The sequence below is a fragment of the Dehalococcoidia bacterium genome (genome assembly GCA_035310145.1).
Lineage (GTDB): Bacteria > Chloroflexota > Dehalococcoidia > CAUJGQ01 > CAUJGQ01 > CALFMN01.
The window spans coordinates 21386-40935 of the sequence record DATGEL010000120.1; the positions used below are offsets into that span (position 1 = coordinate 21386).

20 protein-coding genes and 1 tRNA gene are annotated in these 19550 nt (G+C 68.3%); 18 read left to right on the plus strand and 3 right to left on the minus strand.

Annotated features, from left to right (window positions below; translation table 11 throughout):
- The first annotated feature begins 5 nt into the window (after nucleotides 1-5).
- Complete coding sequence (locus VKV26_22115; GenBank protein ID HLZ72612.1) at nucleotides 6-953, plus strand: NAD(P)-dependent oxidoreductase; 948 nt, start codon at nucleotides 6-8, stop codon at nucleotides 951-953.
- Nucleotides 954-968: 15 nt separating this feature from the next.
- Here VKV26_22115 and VKV26_22120 read toward each other — a convergent pair whose 3' ends face one another.
- Nucleotides 969-1412, minus strand: a complete 444-nt coding sequence (locus tag VKV26_22120; protein ID HLZ72613.1) for a ferredoxin-thioredoxin reductase catalytic domain-containing protein — start codon at nucleotides 1410-1412, stop codon at nucleotides 969-971.
- A 264-nt stretch (nucleotides 1413-1676) separates the two neighbouring features.
- On the opposite strand from VKV26_22120, the gene VKV26_22125 reads away from it, so the two are divergent.
- The 4 genes from VKV26_22125 (at nucleotide 1677) to VKV26_22140 (ending at nucleotide 5689) form a co-directional block, all read left to right on the plus strand.
- Nucleotides 1677-2078: an FtrB family double-selenoprotein gene (locus tag VKV26_22125; GenBank protein ID HLZ72614.1), complete on the plus strand. Its 402-nt coding sequence runs from the start codon at nucleotides 1677-1679 to the stop codon at nucleotides 2076-2078.
- A gap of 30 nt (nucleotides 2079-2108) precedes the next feature.
- The gene (locus VKV26_22130) at nucleotides 2109-2369 is read left to right on the plus strand and encodes a hypothetical protein (protein HLZ72615.1); all 261 of its coding nucleotides are present in this window, start codon (nucleotides 2109-2111) and stop codon (nucleotides 2367-2369) included.
- Nucleotides 2370-2718: 349 nt separating this feature from the next.
- On the plus strand, nucleotides 2719-5229 hold the full coding sequence (locus tag VKV26_22135; protein HLZ72616.1) for a pyruvate, phosphate dikinase: 2511 nt from the start codon (nucleotides 2719-2721) through the stop codon (nucleotides 5227-5229).
- Between the two features lie 34 nt (nucleotides 5230-5263).
- Complete coding sequence (locus VKV26_22140; protein HLZ72617.1) at nucleotides 5264-5689, plus strand: PPOX class F420-dependent oxidoreductase; 426 nt, start codon at nucleotides 5264-5266, stop codon at nucleotides 5687-5689.
- Nucleotides 5690-5699: 10 nt separating this feature from the next.
- Here the strand turns inward: VKV26_22140 and cax are convergent, their stop codons facing one another.
- Both cax and VKV26_22150 read right to left on the minus strand, forming a co-directional pair.
- A complete protein-coding gene (gene cax, locus VKV26_22145) occupies nucleotides 5700-6779 on the minus strand; it encodes a calcium/proton exchanger (protein ID HLZ72618.1) in 1080 nt (359 codons plus the stop codon).
- A gap of 3 nt (nucleotides 6780-6782) precedes the next feature.
- Nucleotides 6783-8255 (minus strand): CoA-binding protein, encoded by a 1473-nt coding sequence (locus VKV26_22150; GenBank protein HLZ72619.1) that lies wholly within the window; start codon nucleotides 8253-8255, stop codon nucleotides 6783-6785.
- Nucleotides 8256-8441: 186 nt separating this feature from the next.
- Between VKV26_22150 and VKV26_22155 the strand changes: the two genes are divergently transcribed.
- From VKV26_22155 to rplT, 13 genes are all read left to right on the plus strand, one after another.
- The gene (locus VKV26_22155) at nucleotides 8442-8825 is read left to right on the plus strand and encodes a DUF309 domain-containing protein (GenBank protein HLZ72620.1); all 384 of its coding nucleotides are present in this window, start codon (nucleotides 8442-8444) and stop codon (nucleotides 8823-8825) included.
- Between the two features lie 58 nt (nucleotides 8826-8883).
- Nucleotides 8884-9777: an alpha/beta hydrolase gene (locus VKV26_22160; GenBank protein HLZ72621.1), complete on the plus strand. Its 894-nt coding sequence runs from the start codon at nucleotides 8884-8886 to the stop codon at nucleotides 9775-9777.
- Nucleotides 9774-10217, plus strand: coding sequence for a dUTP diphosphatase (dut, locus tag VKV26_22165; protein ID HLZ72622.1), 444 nt, complete (start codon nucleotides 9774-9776; stop codon nucleotides 10215-10217). Before VKV26_22160 ends, dut begins: the two co-directional genes overlap by 4 nt.
- A gap of 191 nt (nucleotides 10218-10408) precedes the next feature.
- On the plus strand, nucleotides 10409-12148 hold the full coding sequence (locus VKV26_22170) for an ABC transporter substrate-binding protein (GenBank protein HLZ72623.1): 1740 nt from the start codon (nucleotides 10409-10411) through the stop codon (nucleotides 12146-12148).
- 51 nt (nucleotides 12149-12199) lie between these two features.
- Nucleotides 12200-13147, plus strand: coding sequence for an ABC transporter permease (locus VKV26_22175; protein ID HLZ72624.1), 948 nt, complete (start codon nucleotides 12200-12202; stop codon nucleotides 13145-13147).
- Nucleotides 13148-13156: 9 nt separating this feature from the next.
- Nucleotides 13157-14062: an ABC transporter permease gene (locus VKV26_22180; GenBank protein HLZ72625.1), complete on the plus strand. Its 906-nt coding sequence runs from the start codon at nucleotides 13157-13159 to the stop codon at nucleotides 14060-14062.
- Between the two features lie 504 nt (nucleotides 14063-14566).
- Nucleotides 14567-15223 carry an undecaprenyl-diphosphatase gene (locus VKV26_22185; protein ID HLZ72626.1) on the plus strand — a complete coding sequence of 219 codons (657 nt, stop codon included), beginning with the start codon at nucleotides 14567-14569 and terminating at the stop codon, nucleotides 15221-15223.
- 79 nt (nucleotides 15224-15302) lie between these two features.
- Nucleotides 15303-15376: transfer RNA gene (locus VKV26_22190), tRNA-Val, on the plus strand.
- A gap of 350 nt (nucleotides 15377-15726) precedes the next feature.
- Entirely contained in the window at nucleotides 15727-17490 is a 1764-nt protein-coding gene (thrS, locus tag VKV26_22195; GenBank protein ID HLZ72627.1) for a threonine--tRNA ligase, read from the plus strand.
- A complete protein-coding gene (locus tag VKV26_22200; protein ID HLZ72628.1) occupies nucleotides 17487-18062 on the plus strand; it encodes a hypothetical protein in 576 nt (191 codons plus the stop codon). Before thrS ends, VKV26_22200 begins: the two co-directional genes overlap by 4 nt.
- A 57-nt stretch (nucleotides 18063-18119) precedes the next feature.
- Nucleotides 18120-18761: a translation initiation factor IF-3 gene (gene infC / locus VKV26_22205; protein ID HLZ72629.1), complete on the plus strand. Its 642-nt coding sequence runs from the start codon at nucleotides 18120-18122 to the stop codon at nucleotides 18759-18761.
- Nucleotides 18762-18820: 59 nt separating this feature from the next.
- Nucleotides 18821-19024 (plus strand): 50S ribosomal protein L35, encoded by a 204-nt coding sequence (gene rpmI / locus VKV26_22210; protein ID HLZ72630.1) that lies wholly within the window; start codon nucleotides 18821-18823, stop codon nucleotides 19022-19024.
- Nucleotides 19025-19100: 76 nt separating this feature from the next.
- Nucleotides 19101-19460 (plus strand): 50S ribosomal protein L20, encoded by a 360-nt coding sequence (rplT, locus tag VKV26_22215; protein ID HLZ72631.1) that lies wholly within the window; start codon nucleotides 19101-19103, stop codon nucleotides 19458-19460.
- The last annotated feature ends 90 nt before the right edge of the window (nucleotides 19461-19550 follow it).

Below are 19550 nucleotides of genomic sequence, written 5' to 3' on the forward strand. Positions count from 1 at the left end.
ATCCCATGATCTTGATCACCGGTGGCATGGGCTTCATCGGCCTGCACACGGCGCGCTGCCTGCTCGATGCGGGCGAGCGGCTCGTGCTTACCCGCTACCGCGTGAGCCGCGAGCCGCAGTTCCTGCACGACGAGCTCGGCAAGCGGGTCTTCGTCGAAAGCCTCGACGTGGCCGACCAGGAGGCGGTGCAAGCGCTGTTCAGCCGATATCCCATCGACGGTGTGGTGCATCTCGCGGTGCCGGCGCTGCGCGGCGTCGAGGTCTCCGACGAGTTCCGCGTCAACCTGCAGGGGCTGCTGAACGTGCTGGACGCGGCGCGGCGGGCGGGGGTACGCCGCGTCTCACTGGCCAGCTCAGTCGCCGTGTACGCCGGCCTGCCGTCCGGCCCGTTCTCCGAGGAGGCGCCGCTGCGCCTGGAGTCCACGAATTCGACCGAGGCCTTCAAGAAGACGTTCGCGGTGCTTGGTCTGCACTACGGCACGCTGACCGGCATGGACGTCGTTGCCCTGCGCATCGCCGGCATTTATGGCCCGCTCTACCACTCGATGGCCAATCTGCCGAGCCGCCTCACGCACGCCGCCGTGCACGGCAGGCAGCCGGACCTGGCCGGCGGGCGCGGCGGCGTGCCCTACGCCGAGGACGAGTTCGACGGCTGCTACGTGAAGGATTGCGCCCGCGCCATCCAGATGGTCCAGCAGGCGCCCCTCCTCAATCACCGCGTCTACAACGTGGGCGCCGGCCGCGCCACGCGCAACGGCGACCTGGTAGACTCCGTGAACGCGGCGGTTCCGGGCACGAACCTGGCGATTCCGGCCGGGCACGGCCCGCAGCCTCGGCCGCACGCCTATATGGAGATCGGCAGGCTGCGGGCCGACACGGGCTTTGAGTCGGCCTATGACGTACACAGCGCCATCGCCGATTATGTCGAGTGGCTGCGCAACCACCCGGAATGATGCCGGCGCCGCGGTTCACGCGCCGCGCTTCTCCAGCACGCGAGCCAGCGCCCGGCCCTTCTCCGGCGTCGGATCCGCCACGTCGCCGTAAATCTCGCGGCCCTCGTGGCCTTCCGGCAGGTACTCGGTGATCGGCAGCCCCTCTTCGGTCACGAACAGCAGGCAGTGGCAGTACTTGTAGATCTGCATTTCGTCGCAGGCGCAGATCCAGGTGCGGCGCTTCGCCTCTTCGTCGCGCGGCAGGTAGAGGCCCGGCGGCCAGCTACCGTTTGCATCCTTCTCCGGGTAGAAGTTGCACGGACAGATCGGCCGGCCGAAGCGGTCGATGTGCGAGGCGAGGCCCAGCACCACGCCCTCGGTGATCTCGCGCTGCGGGTGCAGATAGGTACCCGACTTCTCGGCATACTTCTCAGCGTAGGTCCACATCTTGTCGATCGACGCCTGTTTCGGCTGCTCCATGACTCACCGTCCATTCCATCAGTCGAAGCCTGTATCCGCATCGTCGGGCATCGTCCCGCGGCGACTCAAGTCGTCGCCGATGCACGACGCAGCAACTCGGCGTTCGGGGTATCCTGAGGCTAAGACCGGCAGCGTGGCAGCGCCGAGGCCGGCAGGAGGCATTGCATGGCCGAAGACCTGGGCCTTGAGCCGTTCGAGTCGGACCCGCAGCTCGCCGATCTGCCGGCGGAGAAGGTCGCGAAGGCGTACGCCGGCGCAAAGCGTATGTCCGAGAAATACGTCGAGCGCGGGCCGTACGTGTTCATGCCCGATGCCGTCACCGTGGAGCTTGTGCAGCGCGGGCTGGCCAAGAACGAGCTGCTGAACGGCAAGCGTTACTGTCCATGAATGACCATTTCAGGCGATCCCGACGAGGATCGCCTGAAGATCTGTCCGTGCGACAGACACCACGAGGACATCGCCCGCGACGGGTTCTGCATCTGAATGTTCTTCGTCTCGAGCGAGTTCGCTCGAAAGTACGAAGCCGGCGAAGAGTTCGGCAGCACCCTGGACCAGGTCGTGGAGCACGGCGAGAGCCTGTTCCCGGCTGCGCATGACTCGGAGGCGCAGCGCGAGTCCAAGTCGCAGCGGGCCGAGCGCGCCCGCGGGCGCAGCAGCGACGGCTGAGCGAGCCGGCGAATCCGTGAGGTGACGGCGATGAGCATCTTCTGCCCGGTCTGCGCCTGGCGGCCGCAACCGTGGTCGCGCTGGCAGTGCCGGCCGGGCTGCCAGACGGTCTGGAACACGTTCGACACGCACGCGCTCTGTCCGGGCTGCGGCAAGCAGTGGCGCGAGACGATGTGCTTCGCCTGTCATCAGATGTCGCCACACGACGACTGGTATCACGAGGACGTCCTCGACGAGGCAGAGGAGATCGTGCGCATCGCCTCCGAACGCCCTGAACTCATTCCGGTGTAGCGACACGGCGCACGCAGCCCAGCGACGCCGAGGCAGCTCGCGGCATGCAGATTGACCCGTGCCGACTGTGCGGCGAACCGGCGCTGGAACGAACCGCTGTGCGCCGCGCCAGCGTTGCCGAGAGGACGGCCGAGTTCTTGCGCGTGCCGCTCTGCGAGCCGCACCGGCAGTGGCTGCACCGCGGCGGAAAGTCGGGCCGGCTTCTCGCGGATGGCTCGATCTGGTGGTTGGCTGAGGAATGAGCCGGCTCTACTCTTGAATTGCGGGGGGCGTTCCGGCGCAGCGACGGCACTTCCGGGGCGCCGTTCCTCCCTTCGCCACGCCAAGAAACGGGAAGAAGGCAGACGCGATGACCAGGTACATCTACAAGTTCGCCGAGGGCAGCGCCGCGATGCGCGACGAGCTGGGCGGCAAGGGCGCCGGACTGGCCGAGATGACCAACATCGGCCTGCCCGTGCCCGCCGGCTTCACGATCACCACCCAGGCCTGCCGCGACTACTACGCCGGCACGCTCAATCGCACCGAATTTGAGAGCGAACTGGCAGCCGCGATCGCCTGGCTGCAGGACGCCGCCGGCCTGCGCTTTGGCGGCGCCCCGCCGCTGCTCGTCTCCGTACGCTCCGGCGCCAAGTTCTCGATGCCCGGCATGATGGAGACGCTGCTCAACGTCGGCCTCGAAGGCGAGCAGGGCATCGAGAGCCTCGGCAACGCGTTCGGCTCGCAGCACTTCGCCCTCGACGCCTACCGCCGCTTCCTGCAGCTCTACGGCAAGGTCGTGCGCGAGATCCCGGCGGACGAGTTCGAGACGGTGCTGAGCGAGGCGAAGAAGCAGGACCGCGTGCAGAGCGACCATTTGCTGCGCGACGACACGCTGCGCCGCGTGGGCGAGCAGTACCGCGCGATCATTGCCGCGCACTCCGGGCCGCCGCCGGCCAGCGCCCGCGGCCAGATCGACGACGCGATCGAAGCCGTCTGGAAGAGCTGGAACGGCGAGAAGGCTCGCACGTATCGGGAGCACGAAGGCATCAGCCACGACCTCGGCACGGCCGTCAACATCGTGCAGATGGTCTTCGGCAATGCCGACGAACGCTCCGGCACCGGCGTGCTCTTCACCCGCGACCCCAACACCGGCGAGCCGCAGATCTACGGCGAATATCTGGAGCAGGCGCAGGGCGAGGACGTCGTTTCCGGCGCCCGTACCCCGCACGACCTGGCCTGGCTCGAGCAGCAGATGCCGGCCGTGCACGAACAACTGATCAACACCGTGCATCTGCTGGAGAACCACTACAAGGACATGCAGGACGTCGAGTTCACCGTCGAGCGCGGCAAGCTCTACGTGCTGCAAACGCGTAATGGAAAGCGCACGCCGGCGGCGGCGGTGCGCATCGCCGTCGACCTTGCCAACCGCGGCACGATCGACCGCGAGACGGCGCTTGGGCGCGTGAGCACGGATGAGCTCGTGCGCCTGCTCTTGCCGCAGTTCGAGCCGGCGGCGCGCCGGGCGGCGAAGCCGGTGCTGACGGGCCTCGCCGCCTCGCCGGGGGCGGCGTCCGGCCGCGTGGCGCTGACGGCCAAGCGCGCCGAGCAGATGGCGAAGGATGGCCCGGTCATCCTCGTGCGCGACGAGACCTCGCCGGACGACATCGCCGGCATCATCGCCGCGCAGGGGGTGCTCACCGGCCGCGGCGGACGCAGCAGCCACGCCGCCGTCGTCACCCGCGGCATGGGCAAGCCGGCCGTGGTCGGCGCCGGCGGCCTCGAAGATTTGAAGTTGAACGAGGGCGTAGAGATCTCGATCGACGGCGCCAGCGGCGAGGTCTATCTCGGCCGCCTGCCGACGATCCCTGCACAGCTCGAAGGCAACGAAGAGCTGCGCACGTTGCTTGCCTGGGCCGACGAGCAGGCAAAGCTTGGTGTTGAAGCGAACGCCGACACGCCGCACGACGCGGCCAACGCCCGGTCCATGGGCGCCAGGGGCATCGGCCTCTGCCGCACCGAGCACATGTTCTTTGACCCGGAGCGACTGCCCTGGGTGCAGCAACTGCTCGCCTCGCAAGAGGGCGCCGACACCTTCAACGCGGCGCTCAAGCGGGTCGAAGAGTTCCAGTACGAAGACTTCGTCGGCATCCTGCGCGCGATGGACGGCCTGCCCGTGACCGTGCGCCTGCTGGATGCGCCGCTGCACGAATTCCTCAGCGAGGAGATGGGCGTGCGGCCCGAGCAGAACCCGATGCTCGGCCACCGCGGCTGCCGCATGGGCATCACCCACCCGGCGCTTTACGTGGCGCAGACGCGGGCGATCGTGCGCGCGGCGACGAAGCTGCGCGAGGAAGGGCTGAACCCCCAGCCGCGCATCATGCTGCCGCTGATCGCCACGCTCAGCGAGCTGGAATTCCTGCGTGCGCGGCTGCAGCCAGAGGCCGGCGGCTGGCCGATCGGCATCATGGTAGAGACGCCCCGTGCGGCGCTCGTGGCCGATACGCTGGTCGAAGCGTCTGACTTCTTCAGCTTCGGCACGAACGACCTGACGCAGATGACCTTCGGCCTCTCGCGCGACGACGCCGAGGAGTCGTTCCTGACGGCATACGGCGAGCTGGGCCTGATAGAGGTCAGTCCCTTCGTCACCGTCGATCCGGAGGGCGTGGGCCGGCTGGTGGAGATCGCGACCGAGGCTGGACGCAAAGCAAAGCCACAATTCGAGATTGGCGTCTGCGGCGAGCACGGCGGCGACCCGGACAGCATCCACTTCTTCCATAAGGCAAACGTGAGCTACGTCTCCTGTTCGCCCTATCGCGTGCCGGTGGCGCGCCTCGCCGCCGCGCAGGCCGCGCTTGGCGCCGCCGAGTCGCGCACGAAGTAGCAGGGGCGTTGCCGCAAGCGGCACGGAGAGAGGCATGGCCGCGATTCCCGACAGCGCCCGCGCCCTGATCGAGTCCGGGGCGCTGGGCCATCTCGTGACGTTGAACGCCGACGGCAGCCCGCAGGTCACGCTCGTCTGGGTGGGGATCGAGGGCGATGAGCTGCTGACCGGTCACCTGGGCGTCCGGCAAAAAGTCACGAACGTGCGAGGCCACGATCGCGTCGTGCTCTCGTTCGAGTCGAAGAACACGGCGCCAAACGGGCTGACCGAATACCTCGTCGTCTACGGCCGGGCGCGTGTGCAGGAAGGCGGCGCGCCGGCGCTGCTGCAGCGGCTGGCGCAGCTCTACATCGGCCCGGGCACGAAGTTCCCGCCGATGGACAACCCGCCGCCCGGCTACGTGCTGCGCATCACGCCGGAGCGCATCACCGGCAACGGGCCGTGGGCACGTCGCGGCTGAATCCAGCCAGCTACGGATAGAACCAGAAGGCCAGCGCCACAATCACGTAGACGGCGATCAGCTGGGCGCCCTCCAGCCAGTTCGAGCGGCCGTCGTTGGCGATGATCGTCACGATCACCGTGCCGAGCGCCACGGTGATGATCTCCAGCGGCGTGAAGACGAGGTCGAGCGGCGCGGAGAAGAGGTAGCTGACGAAGATCAGCAGTGGCGCCACGAACAGCGCCACCTGCAGGCTGGCGCCCAGCGAGACGACCATGCTGAATTCCATGTCGTTGCGCAGAGCGAGCTGCACCGAGACCAGGCTTTCCGAGGCGTTGCCGATCAGCGGCACCAGGATCAGGCCGGCGAACGCCTCGCTGATCCCCCAGGTGTGCAGCGAAGGCTCCAGCGCGCTGACCAGCAGCTCGCTCAGCACCGTCAGCGCCGTGGCCACCACGGCCAGCACGCCGATCGAGTGCTTGATCCCCCACTCCAGCGGCTCAGCCCTGGCGCTCGTCTCACCGCCGGCCTCGGGTGTCTGAAAGAAGAAGATCAGGCTGAGAAAGTAGGTCAGCATCAGCACGATGCCGATACCGATACTGAGGTGCTCGACGGCGTGCGCGTTTTGCTCGGGCAGCGACTGCGCGAACACCGCCGGCACGATCAGGCCGATCACGGCCAGCGTCAGCATCGCCGCGTTGAGGCCGGCCACCGTCTGCGAGAAGCGTTGCACGCCGTGGCGCAGCCCGCCGCTGAGCATGCTCAGCCCCAGCACCAGCAGCAGGTTGCTGAGGATCGAGCCGGTGATCGAGGCCTTGACCAGCGTCAGCAACCCCGCGCGCAGGGCGAAGATCGTGATCACGATTTCGGCGGCGTTGCCGAAGGCGACGTTGAGCACGCCGCTGACTTTCGGCCCGGTGGCGGCGCCGAGCTGCTCCGTCGCCAGCCCGACGATCCAGGCGAGGCCGCCGATCGCTGCCGCGCAGAGCACCACGATCAGCGTCGGCGCCGCGCCCGCCGCGTCCAGCACGAGCGACAGCAGCCCCAGCGCGGCGGTGAGCGCAAAGCCCGCCGTGCGTGGCGAAAGCCGGGCGGCGGTCTCCGCTGCCACGCCTCAGGCGCGGTTCGCCGTACGCCACTCCTGCCAGCCCGCCAGGCGGGCGAGCGCGGCGGCGGCACGGTGCACGCTTGGATAGCTGGCCAGGCCGCGCTCCGCCAGCTTTGACTGCATCATCAGCCGGTTGCCCATGCCGTCCACCGAGAGCGGCGTGCGCAGGGCCACCACGATCGGCTTGCCGCTGAGCGCGGCGGTGGCAGCGGCGGTCTCGACCGTGTTCATCACGAACTGTTCGGGCGTAATCGGCACGTTGCCCGGGCGGTTGGCCCAGTCGGTCTGCGTGTGCAGCAGCAGCATATCGATCTGCGGGTCGTTCGCCACGATCTCCAGCGTCCTGCCCAGCCCTTCGTTGCGCCACATCGCCATCGTGTCCACGGGGTTGCGCACGCTGGTGCCCGCGTCCGGCGTGAACTCGGCGAGCAACCGCCGCGTCTCCGCGGCCAGTGTCGGCACCTGCAGGCCGGCGCGGCTGCAGGCGTCGGCCGCGAGCACGCTGGTGCCGCCGCCGCCGCCCACGATCGCCACGCGCCGCCCCGGCAGCTCCCGTACGAAGCGGAACATCACCGTGCAGTCGACGAGCTCTTCCAGCGTCTCGACCAGCACGAAGCCGGCCTGGCGTTGGAGCGCCTGCCAGACCTGCGCCGAGCCGGCCAGGCTGCCGGTGTGCGAGCTGGTGGCGCGGCCGCCGGCGTCGGTGAGGCCGCCCTTGAGGATCGTCAGCCGTTTGCGGGTGCTCGCCTCCTGCGCCGTGCGCAGGAAGCGGCGGCCGTCGCGTACGCCTTCGATGTAGCCGGCGATCACCGAAGTCTGCGGGTCGTGAGCGAGGTAGTCGAGGAAGTCCGACTCGTTCAGGTCGGTGGCGTTGCCGAAGCTGATCACTTTGCTGAAGCGCAGCCCGCGCGGCGCGCCGTAGGTGATGATCTCGGTCGCGTTCAACCCGCTCTGCGAAAGCACGCCGATCTCGCCGGCCCCGCGCGGGAAGCCGTGTTGGAAGGTGATACCCTCTGCCGGCGCGTAAATGCCCATGCAGTTCGGCCCGATCAGGCGGATGCCGGCCGCGCGGGCGCGGCGCAGCACTTCCTCTTCGAGTTCTGCCCGCTCGGCGTCACCCGTTTCTCGGAAGCCGGCGGTGAAGAAGTGGATCGTGCGCACGCCCTTGCGCCGCGCGTCTTCCAGCAGGTCGAGAACGGCGCGGGCCGGCACGCTGGAGATCACGTAGTCCACCGGGCCGGGAATCGCGGCGAGGTTCGGATAGGCGCGCTCGCCGTCGATCACCGTGTCCGCCGTCGCCTTCGGATTGACCGGATAGATGCCGCCGGCGAAGCCCTGCTGTTTCAGCGCCTGGATGAACATGTTGCCGCCGAAGCCGCTGCCGCTGATCGAGACCCCTGCCACGGCGATGCCGCGCGGATGGAAGATCGCCTCAAGCGGGTGGACGCCGCCGTCGTCCCCCGAACCGTGTCCCGCCATACTGTCTTGCTCCACGCGCCCGGCCGGCGGGCGCCGCCAACAACTGCTTGCAACTGCATTATCCCGTCCGCCGATCGCGAGAGGCAATTCAGACCGGTTTTTCATAGCTTCCCTCCTTCCCCCTATCCATTTCATGGAGAGGGGGCCAGGGGGCGAGGCCAGGCGGGATGCTACACTGGCGCCGCGATGAATCAGCCGCATGGCGACCTGGCCGCGGCCATGCGCCGGGCGATCGAGCAGTTCAATGCCGGCGAGTTCTGGGAGTGCCACGAGACGCTCGAAGACTTCTGGGGCGCGGAGCAGGGACCGCTTCGCGAGTTCCTGCACGGCTTCATCCAGGTCGCGGCGGGCTTCGTGCATGTGCAGCGGCTGAACTGGCCCGGCGCCGTGCGGCTGCTGGGCGAGGGGTCGGCGAAACTGGAGCCGTTCCGGCCGGCGCGCCTCGGCCTGGACGTCGCGGCCCTGCTCGACGCCGTGGCCGATTGGCGGCGCGAGCTGGCGCGGCTCGGCCCCGCGGCGATGCGCGAGGTCTTGCGGCTGCCGTTTCCGCGAGCACAGCTTGTCGTCTGAGTGCGCGGCTGCCGGCAAGCGGCCTCACCCGCCGCAACCAGGCGGAGGGAGATTGGGTGTGAGCGATCCGGCCTTCCGCGACGGCTTTGTGAACGTCGCCGGCGTGCGGCTGCATTACGTGGACTGGGGTGGCGATGGGCCGTCGGCGCTGCTGTTGCATCCCACCGGCTTCCACGCGCACATCTGGGAGCCGTACGTGCGCAGGCTGCGCCCGCGCTTCCACTGCTTCGGCCTCGACGCCCGCGGCCACGGCGACAGCGACAAGCCCGGCTCCTACGGCTGGCCCGACTTCCAGAACGATCTGATCGGCGTCATGCGCGCCCTGGAGCTGCGCGGCGTGCTCGCTATCGGCCATTCGGCCGGCGGCACGATGATCGCGCTGGCCGCCGCCGAGGAGCCGGAGCTGATCGAGCGCGCGGTGCTCATCGACCCGATCCTCTTCTTCGAAGACACGCCGCAGCCCGCGCCCAGCGACAACGGCCTCAGCGTCGGCGCCCGCAAACGGCGCATGAACTGGCCGTCGCGCGCGGCGATGCTGCACAGCTACGCTTCACGCCCGCCGTTCAACCGCTGGCAGCGTGAGTTCCTCGAGCACTATGTCAAGTTCGGCGTGCGCGACGAGCCGGACGGTTCGGTCACGCTCAAGTGCGACGGCGCGGACGAGGCCGAGATGTACCGCTGGGGTCCGCGCCGCCTGCCCGGCGAGCTGGTGCTGCCGCGGGTGAGTTGTCCCGCGCTGCTCGTCGCCGGTGCGGAGAGCGAGGCGTTTCCACGCACGAAGGTCGAGCGCGCCGCGAGCCTGCTTGCCAACGTCGATCGGCTGACCGTACCGGAGACGGGGCATTTTGCGCCCTTCGAGCAGCCCGCGATCGTGCTGGACGCGATCGATGGCTTCATCGCCCGTACGGACCAGGCGAAGGCCGGCCGCGCCGCCCAGAGTCAGCGCAGATGAGCGAGCAGATTGCCATCCGCTTCGTTTGCCTGAGGGACGGGGCACGGGCGCCGCAGCGCGCGACCGCGGGCGCCACGGGCTATGACGTGTACGCCTGTCTGCCAGGTGGCGGCTTCATCGATGTGGGCGGGGATCCGGTGCGTGTACCGACGGGCATCGCACTCGAGGCGCCGCTCGGTTGGGACGTGCAGTGCCGGCCACGCTCCGGTCTCTCGGCGCAGGGTGTGCTTGCCGTGCTCGGCACCGGCGACCCAGATTACCGCGGCGAGATCTTCGTGACGATGTATACCGTTGGCCGGCGGCCGCCGCACCGCGTGCAGCATGACGACCGCATCGCGCAGCTCGTGGTCGCTCGTGTCGCTGAGGTCGAATGGCAGCAGGTCGCCCAGCTCTCCGCGACGGAGCGTGGCGCCGGCGGTTATGGCTCGACCGGGCGCTGACCTCTGGCGACGGCTTCGAGCCGCTCGCCCTGCGAGGTGCTTCGTGCCCGGCCACATCGGCATGCCGCCGCTTCTGGACATCGCGCCGCACGATGGTAATATGCCAGCCAGAGCGCGCCCGGTCGAATCAACTTCGGACCTGGAGTCCGCGGTGCGCCGACGGCAACCACGAGGGCGAGGGAGGCGTGGCGATGGCAAGTGGCGAACTGCTTGGCGTTCTGCGGCGGCGGGCAAGCCGGCGGGCGGCGATGCGCGGAGCGGCGCTGAGCAGCGCGGGGCTCGCCTTTGCAATCGCCTGCGGCAGCTCCAACAACAACAAGAAGGCCGCAACCACGGCCACGAGCGCCGCGCCCGCACCTTCGGGTGGCACCCCCGCGCCAGGCGGCGGCAGCGCCGCGGCCTCGCCCGCCGCAGGCTCCTTCAAGCCGGCCCCGGGCGGCAAGCAGGGCGGCGAGTACCGCACCGGCTTCACCGGACCGTGGGCCGGAGTGGACCCGCACAACTCCGTGTACGGCGGCTCCGGCCTGGTGCCGATCATCTACAACTACCTGGTGCGCACCTCCACGATTGCGCCCGACATCGGCATCCTGCCGGAGCTGGCGACCGCCTGGGAATCGGCGCCGGATAATCTCTCGGTCACGTTCAAGCTGCGCCCGAACGCGATGATCGCGGAGAACAAACAGAACGTGCCCGTGCGGCCGATGGACGCGGAAGACGCCAAGGCCTCGTTTGAGCGCGTGGCCGACCCGAAGGCCGCCTCGAACGGCTATTCGTGGATTCACGACTGGGTCGATCACTTCGAAGCGGTCGACAAGACCACCTTCAAGGTGGTCACCAAGGCGCCGTACGCCTGGGTGCTGAACAACGTGGGCAACAACCTCTATTCCGCCGTGGTGCCGAAGGAGTGGTTGCTCAGCCCTGACCTGAAGAAAACCGCGGTCGGCAGCGGGCCGTTCATGCTCCAGAGTTTGGAAGAGGGCGGCAAGGCGATCGTCGTCCGCAACCACACCTACTGGGAGCCGGGCCTGCCGTTGCTGAACCAGATCACCGGCAACTCCTTCGCCGATCAGGCGACCTACCGTACGGCGTTCACGTCCAAGCAGATCGACGTCTACGGCGCTACCGACGTGGAAGAAGCGAAGGCGATCGCCGGCAGCCTCAAAGGCAGCCAGCGCTACGAGGATCCGGGTTTCGGCTTCAACTCGTTCTGGATGAACGTCACGCAAAAGCCGTGGGACGACCCGCGCATCCGCAAGGCGGTGCGCCGCGCGATCAACCCGGACGAATACATCCAGTTGATCGCCAAGGGCCTCGGCAAGCAGATCGGGCCGCTCAGCTATGCGATGAAAGGCTACACGCTGCCGGACGACGAGCTGAAGAAGCTGATGCCCTTCAGCATCCAGGACGCCAAGCAGATCCTGCAGGCCGCGGGGCAGCCGAACCTGACCTTCAAGTTCCAGCACCCGACCAGCAGCAACGTGGCCGACTACGTGAACATCTTCGTGCGCCAGCTCGCCGCAGCGGGCATCACCGCGCAGCCGGAACCGCAGGACGCCGGCACCTGGGTCGCCGGCTATTTCACCAACAAGCTCAGCGCCAGCCTCTCGCTCAACCAGGAGTACGCCAATCCGGACTTCGCCCTGCACTGGTTCACCACCGGCGGCATCACCGGCAACAGCCACTACGACACCGGCTTCTCCGACCCCGAAGTCGATGCGGCCGTGAAGAAGGCGGCGGGCACGATCGACGAAACCGCGCGCAAGGCCGCGTACCAGGATGCACAGCGGCTGATCATCTCCAAAGACCCGCCGTTCTGGAACTTCTACGGCAGCTACGTCAACATCGTCGTCGGCGGCAACGTGGTGAACTATCCGCACGGCATCGGATCGCTCGGCTACTACTACACCAAGAACATCTCGCTGGCGAGCTAGCCTGCTGGCCGGACAGCGGATCTCCGGCCGTCCCAACGAGGGTTGAGGGGCATGCAGCGCTACATTTTGCGGCGGCTTCTGATGGCGGCGCTGATCGTCTGGGCGATCTCCGTCGTCGTCTTCGTGCTGCTGCGTGTCTCGCCCGGCGATCCGGCGTTGCTGCAGCAGGGCATCAACGCCACGCCGGAGAAGATCGCCGCGGTTCACAAGCAGCTTGGACTCGACCGGCCGATGATCGTGCAGTACTTCGACTGGGTCGGCAAGCTGCTCCACGGCGACCTCGGCAGCTCCGTGCTCAGCCAGACCTCGGTCACGCACGAGTTCCGCCAGCGCTTCCCCATCAGCCTTGAACTGATGGTGTTGACCGTGTTCTGGGTGGTGGTGATCGGCATCCCCCTGGGCATGGTTTCGGCGATCAAACGCAATTCGCTTACGGACTACATCGCGAGGCTGCTGGCGATTTTTGGGCTCTCAGTGCCCGCGTTCTGGGTGGCGACGCTCGTGCTGATCCTGCCGGCGCAGTGGTGGGGCTACGCGCCGCCGCTGGGCAGGCAGATCGCGCTCTTCAGCGATCCGGCCGAGAATCTACGCCAGTTTCTGCCAGCCTCACTGGTGCTGGCGCTGGGGCCGATCGCGGCGATCATGCGGCTCACCCGCTCCTCGATGCTGGAGGTGCTGCGCCAGGATTACGTGCGGACGGCACGCGCCAAGGGCCTGCGCGAGCAGGCCGTCGTCTTCGGGCACGTGCTGAAGAACTCGCTGGTGCCGGTGATCACCGTGCTGGGCCTGCTCACGGCCGGGCTGCTCGGCGGCTCGGTGATCATCGAGCAGATCTTTGCCCTGCGCGGCATCGGCCAGTACATCTTCATGTCTTTGCTGCAAAAGGATTTCCCGGTGGCGCAGGGCCTGGTCATGTACACGGCCGCCGTGGTGGTGCTGATCAACCTGGTCGTGGATATCTCCTACGCGGTGCTCGATCCGCGTATTCGCTACGCATGAGGGTGAGGCGTGAATCGAGAGGGGACGCATCCGGGCACCGGCGCCATCCTCGGCCTGCCTGAGAGCGCCGGCGATCGCCGACTTGCCCGCTACCTGCAGGTCGCGCGCGCCAATCCGCTGGGTGTGTTCGGCGGCGTGCTGATCCTCGTGCTGATCGTCGTCGGCATCCTCGCGCCGGCGATCGCGCCCTATCCGATCGACAAGTTCGCGGGCGTGCCGATCAAGGCGCCAAGCGCAGCGCATCTCTTCGGCACGGACAAGTTCGGGCGAGACATCTTCAGCCGGGTGGTGCACGGGGCGCGCATTTCGCTGGAGGTCGGCTTCTTCTCGGTGATCCTCGGCACGCTGGTGGGCATGATCATCGGCACCATCTCCGGGTACGCCGGGGGGCTGGTGGATGCGGTGATTCAGCGCAGCGTGGATACGGCGATCGCCTTTCCCCAGCTTATCCTGCTGCTGATCGTGATCCGCGTGCTGGGACCGTCGATCGTCAACGTGATCCTCGTGATCGCGATCGGGATCGTGCCCGGCGTGGCGCGGGTCGTGCGCGGCGCGGTGCTGTCCGAAGCGCGCAACGCCTATGTGGAGGCCGCGCGCGCCACGGGCGCATCGGGCGCGCGCATCGTGGGACGGCACCTGGTGCCCAATGTACTGCCCCTGACGATCGTGATCGCTACCACGCTGCTGGGCACTGCTATCCTGGCCGAGGCCTCGCTCTCCTTCCTGGGCCTTGGCATCACGCCGCCGAATCCTTCGTGGGGAGCGGACATCTCCGCCGCCCGCAACAGTTTTCCGATCAACACCTGGTCGGCCCTCTTCCCCGGCATCGCCATCAGCCTGACGGTGCTGGGCTTCAACCTGCTGGGCGATGCCCTGCGCGACATCCTCGACCCGCGCCTGCGCGGCTCGCGCTGACGCGCTGCCCCCGGCGCTGCCCTGGCCGCATGGCAGGCGGAGCGTGCAGCGTTCGATGGACCAGAGCCTCGCCGAACGCCCTATCGTTCGCCGTGCGCCATTGCGGAGCGCCGCGCGCGGACCGCGCCGCTCGTTCGTCCCGCCGATGATTGACGGAACACTGATTGCACCACCGGCCCGCCGTGCTACGCTCGCAGCATGAACCCTCCCTTGCAGACCTGCCCACGCTGCGGCACGCTAATGTCGGCGATCGGCGGCTCCAAGGCGGCCGTCTGCCGGCGCTGCGGCTACAAGGACGACTGCTGCTGATCCAGGCGCCCGTTGCGGCCGCCGCTCCAGCCATCTGCCGCGGACCCCAACAAGCCGTTGCCGGCGGCAGCCTGCCGGTCTGGCCTGCGCCGGCTACCGGCCCGCATCGCCTGTCCAGCGGCGCGAGCGCCGCAGGCGAACGGCACGGCCGCGCGCTCTGGACCTTGGCGCCGGGCGTGTGCGTAGATTGAAGCGATGCAGACGATCGATTGGCGTCTCTTTGAACTGGTGAACGGCCTCGCCGGTCACGTGCACGCACTCGACAGCCTGATGAAGCTCTGCGCGAGCAGCCTGGAGTATGCCCTGCTCGTGCTCGTCGGCACACTCTGGATCACGCCGGCGGAAAGCGATGGCGCCAGCGCGGCCCGACAGCGGATCGTGATCTACGCGCTGCTCGCGGCGCTGCTGGCGCTCGGCGTCAACCAGGTCATCAGCCATATCTGGTTCCGGCCGCGACCGTTCGCGCACCACTCCGTCACACTGCTCGTGCCGCACGCGGCGGACGCATCCTTCCCTTCCGACCACGCGGCCGGCGGTTTCGCGCTTGCCGCTTCGGTCTGGCTGGCGGTCGATCGCTGGGCGCGGCGCCTGGGCTGGCTGCTGCTCGCGCTGGCGGCGGTGCTGGCGCTGGCGCGCGTTTACATCGGCGTGCACTACCCCTTCGACGTGATCGGCGGGGCGTTGATCGGCGCCGCCACGGCATGGCTGGTCTGGCTGGCGCGCACGCCGCTCGACCTGGCGGTTGCACCTCTGTTGCGGCCGGCGCATCGCCTCACCACCGCGGTGCTCGACCGGGCGGGCGCCGGTCGCTGGCAGGTCGCGGCGGGCGGAATGCGCCCGACGCCGCGGTAAGGGCATCCGGGGATGCGGCCCCTCGCCACGTTCCGGGATTTGACGGGGCGGCAGGCGGCTCGCTATCCTCATGATCTGCGGGCGGCTAGCTCAGCTGGTTAGAGCGCTGCGTTGACATCGCAGAGGTCACTGGTTCGAGTCCAGTGTCGCCCACCGGCCCAAAAACCGCATAGCGAACGGCGATGACCGGGATATGTCCCGCGACCGGCGCCCGCCCAGAGACGAGAGTCACCGGCTGTAAGCTCTCGCACGGGCGCCGCGCGACGATACCACCCGTGAGCCGGCCGGCGAAGCGGCTGCCCTGTGCTGAGCATGCGGGCGCCGCCAGCCGGACCCGCTGGCCCCGTTAGCGGCCCTGCAACGAGGAGCCGTGCGTCCGTCCCCGGCGGCGGCTCGAAGTCGGGTGGAACCACGTGACCGCAGGCCCCACGTCCCGACGCACCGTGCTTTGTGCGGTGCGCGGCGACCGTCGGGCCTGTTGTGATTCAGGGGAGGGTTTCACCATGTCGGCAGAACTCGAACACGGCGCCATCCGCGGAATGGACGAAGCGCTCTACCGCATGCGCCACTCGGCGGCGCACATGATGGCGAAGGCCGTCCTGGATATGTTCCCGGACGCGCGCATCGCCATCGGCCCGCCCATCGAAAACGGCTTCTACTACGACTTCGACCTGCCACGTCCGCTCACGCCCGACGATCTGGCCGTGCTCGAAGCGAACATGCGCGAGCAGATGCGGCAGGACTTGCCGTTCGTCGCGTCCGAGATTTCGAAGGCCGAGGCGGACGAGCGCTTCAAAGATCAGCCCTTCAAGCTGGAGATCATCGAGGGCATTGCCGACGAGCAGGTCGGTTTGTTCACACACGACTCCTTCACGGATCTCTGCGCCGGGCCGCACGTCGCCAGCACGGGCAAGGTCGGCGCCTTCAGGCTGATGAGCGTGGCAGGAGCTTACTGGCGCGGCGACGCCGCGCGGCCGATGCTGCAGCGCGTCTACGGCGTTTGCTTCCCCACGCAGGCGGAGCTGGATGCCCACCTCGCCGTGCTGGAAGAGGCACGCAAGCGCGACCATCGCCGCCTCGGCCGCGAGCTGGGCCTGTTCACCTTCAGCGAGGACGTCGGCTCCGGCATTCCCCTCTTTCTGCCGCACGGCGAGATCGTGCGCCACGAGATGGAGTCGTTCGTGCGGGAGGTGCAGACGCGCCACGGCTTTCAGCACGTCTGGACGGCGCACGTCGCCCGCGCCGAACTGTTCCGGAAGTCGGGCCACCTGGAGCACTATCGCGAGGTGATGTGGCCGCCCATGGACGACGACGGCGACATCTACATGCTGAAGCCGATGAACTGTCCCTCCCATATGACGCTTTACAACACGCAGCTGCACAGCTACCGCGAGCTGCCGCTCCGCTACGCCGAGTTCGCCACGCTCTACCGCTACGAGCTGGCGGGCGTGCTCTCCGGCCTGACGCGCGTGCGCTCGCTGACGCAGGACGACTGCCACATCTTCTGCACGCCGGAGCAGATTCAGGAGGAGTTCGCTCGCTGCCTCGCCGTGGTCAGGGAGGTGATGGCCGCCTTCGGCCTCACCGACAACTACGTGCAGCTGTCCCTGCGCGACCGCAGCGGGGGCAAGTTCATCCAGGACGATGAGCGGTGGCAGCAGGCCGAGGCAGCGCTGCGCCGGGCCCTGGACAGCGGCGGCATCGCCTATCAGCCGGTGGAGGGAGAGGCCGCGTTCTACGGGCCCAAGGCCGACTTCATGGCGCGCGACGCCCTTGGCCGCGAGTGGCAGCTTTCAACGATCCAGGTGGACTTCATCCAGCCGGCGCGGCTCGGCTGCAAATACATCGGCGAGGACGGCGCGGAGCACACGCCGGTGATGCTGCACCGGGCCGTGATGGGTTCCACGGAGCGCTTCCTCGGCGTGCTGATCGAGCACACAGCGGGCAACTTCCCGACCTGGCTGGCGCCCGTGCAGTCTCAGATCATTCCCATCGCCGATCGGCATCTCGAATACGCCCGGGCGCTGCAGCAGCGGCTACGCGATGCGGGCGTGCGCGCCGACGTGGACGATCGCTCGGAGCGCATGAACGCCAAGATCCGCCACGCGCAGATGCTGAAGATCCCGTACATGCTGGTCGTCGGCGACAAGGAGATTCAGGCCGAAGCAGCGGCGGTGCGGCTGCGCAGCGGTGAAGACCTCGGCCCGCTGCCGGTCAGCGAGATCATCGCGAGGCTGCGCGGAGAGATCACATCGCGCCGCGTATGACCGAGCCGCGGGTACTGGCCCTGGCCGCGATCGGCGTCGTCTTCCTGCGGAGCCCCAACTACCTGGCGGAGACGATCGCCGACGCGGTTGATGCCAAGATGCTGGACGCGCGCGACGAGGGGCGCTTCTGGCGCACCGCCGTGCGCGCCTACGAGCTGCGGCAGAGCGAGCTGCCCGAGTTGCAGGCGCGCATCGCGCGCAAGTACTGCCGCAATCTGGATATCTGGGGCGCGCTGCCCCGGCTTCGCGAGCGCTACCAACTCGTGCTCGTCCACGGCGGACCCAGCGTGATTCTCGACTGCTGGCGGGGCGAGTATGACCTTGCGGGGCGCTTCGACCTGATCGTCGAAGCGGCGCCGCACGGCCTCCTCACACGTGACGCCGCGCTCTACGAGCTGACGGCGGGGGACGCCGGCGTCCCCGTCGAGGCGTGCGCGGTGGTCGAGGCAACGCTTGCCGGCTACGAGGCGGCGGCGGCGGCCGGACTGCGGGCGTACCGCTACGGCACGGCCTACGGGCTGCAGCGATGGCTTTCCGCCGGCGCCGGCGACGAAGGGCAAAAAGTCCGTTGACGGCGTGGCGCGGCGCCTGTCATACTGAAGCTCCGAGGGGCCAGGCTGGCCCCCAGTTTGTTATGTCAGAAAAGGGGAGCGCGTATCAGCCGCGAATACCGCATCAACGACCGGATTCGAGCGCGTGAGGTTCGCCTGATCGGAGAGAACGGCGAGCAGCTCGGCGCGGTGCCGCTGTTCAAGGCGCTGGAGATGGCGCGGGAGGCCGGACTGGATCTCGTCGAAGTCGCGCCGTCCGCCGTGCCGCCCGTCTGCCGGCTGCTGGACTACGGCAAGTTCAAGTACGAGCAGGCCAAGAAAGAGCGCGAGGCCCGCAAGCACCAGAAGAACGTGCTGCTGCGCGAGATTCGCATGGAGCCGAAGATCGCCGAGCACGACGTGGACTTCAAGCTGCGCACGGCCGAGAAGCTGCTCAAAGAGGGCGACAAAGTTAAGATCTCGGTGCGCTTCCGCGGGCGCGAGATTACGCATCCGCAGATCGGGCGCGACCTGCTGGAACAGGTGTACGGCAGGTTGAAGACGATCGCCAGCATCGAGAAGCCCGTGGGCATGGAAGGGCGCCAGATGACGATGATCCTGACGCCCGGCGCCGCCAAGCCGGAGAAACCGCAGCGGCCGCCGGCTGCCGCGGCGCGCCCGGTGGAGTCGGCGCCGGCGGCGCCCGCCGAGCCCGCCGTCGTCGCGCCGACGAGCGAGTAGCGGAACAAGAGTCGGTTGCAGCAGCGGCGCGCACCAGTGCAGCCGCGGGAGTGGTTTGCGTGCCCAAGCTGAAGACGCACAAAGGCGCCAAGCGCCGCTTCAAGATCACGGCCACGGGCAAAATCCTGCGCATGGCCGGCAACAAGCGCCACCTCAAGGCGTTCAAGAGCAAGCGCGCCCTGCACAAGGACGACAAGCAGTTCGAGGTCACCGGCGGCATGCGCGCCAAGATGAAGCGCGTGCTGCCCTACGGACGGATGTAGCGAACTGGCCCGCGCGCCACGGCGTGAGCGGGCGAACCCGTAAGCGCATCGCCTGAGCGAACGAAGGTAGGACAGCGTGAGTCGAGTGAAGCGCGGCGTGGCGGGGCACGCCCGGCACAAGAAGCTCCTGGACCTGGCGAAGGGCCACAAGGGGCAGCGTCATCGCCTCTTCCGCCGCGCCAACGAGTCGGTGCTGCACGCCCTGCAGTACGCCTACCGCGACCGCAAGGACCGCAAGGGCGACTTCCGCGCGCTCTGGATTATGCGTATCAACGCCGCCGCGCGGCTGCATGGCACGACGTACAGCCGGCTGATGCACGGCCTGAAGGCGGCCGGTATCGCCGTCGATCGCAAGATCCTGGCCGACCTGGCCGTTCGCGACGACGCGGCCTTCGCCAGGCTCGTCGAAACGGCGGGCGAATCGGCGCGGGCCTGATGACCGGTTGCTTCGCTGGATGGCGATTCGCCTAAACCATGGAAGGCGCCGTTCGTCCGCAGCGGCCGCGGCCAACAACGCGTCGATCGG

What these genes read in the sequence shown, in the direction of transcription:
- VKV26_22115 (HLZ72612.1), top strand. Translation starts at nt 6, where the DNA reads ATGATCTTGATCACCGGTGGCATGGGCTTCATCGGCCTGCACACGGCG.
- VKV26_22120 (HLZ72613.1), bottom strand. Translation starts at nt 1,412, where the DNA reads ATGGAGCAGCCGAAACAGGCGTCGATCGACAAGATGTGGACCTACGCT.
- VKV26_22130 (HLZ72615.1), top strand. Translation starts at nt 2,109, where the DNA reads ATGAGCATCTTCTGCCCGGTCTGCGCCTGGCGGCCGCAACCGTGGTCG.
- VKV26_22135 (HLZ72616.1), top strand. Translation starts at nt 2,719, where the DNA reads ATGACCAGGTACATCTACAAGTTCGCCGAGGGCAGCGCCGCGATGCGC.
- VKV26_22140 (HLZ72617.1), top strand. Translation starts at nt 5,264, where the DNA reads ATGGCCGCGATTCCCGACAGCGCCCGCGCCCTGATCGAGTCCGGGGCG.
- VKV26_22150 (HLZ72619.1), bottom strand. Translation starts at nt 8,255, where the DNA reads ATGGCGGGACACGGTTCGGGGGACGACGGCGGCGTCCACCCGCTTGAG.
- VKV26_22155 (HLZ72620.1), top strand. Translation starts at nt 8,442, where the DNA reads ATGAATCAGCCGCATGGCGACCTGGCCGCGGCCATGCGCCGGGCGATC.
- dut (HLZ72622.1), top strand. Translation starts at nt 9,774, where the DNA reads ATGAGCGAGCAGATTGCCATCCGCTTCGTTTGCCTGAGGGACGGGGCA.
- VKV26_22170 (HLZ72623.1), top strand. Translation starts at nt 10,409, where the DNA reads ATGGCAAGTGGCGAACTGCTTGGCGTTCTGCGGCGGCGGGCAAGCCGG.
- VKV26_22175 (HLZ72624.1), top strand. Translation starts at nt 12,200, where the DNA reads ATGCAGCGCTACATTTTGCGGCGGCTTCTGATGGCGGCGCTGATCGTC.
- VKV26_22185 (HLZ72626.1), top strand. Translation starts at nt 14,567, where the DNA reads ATGCAGACGATCGATTGGCGTCTCTTTGAACTGGTGAACGGCCTCGCC.
- thrS (HLZ72627.1), top strand. Translation starts at nt 15,727, where the DNA reads ATGTCGGCAGAACTCGAACACGGCGCCATCCGCGGAATGGACGAAGCG.
- VKV26_22200 (HLZ72628.1), top strand. Translation starts at nt 17,487, where the DNA reads ATGACCGAGCCGCGGGTACTGGCCCTGGCCGCGATCGGCGTCGTCTTC.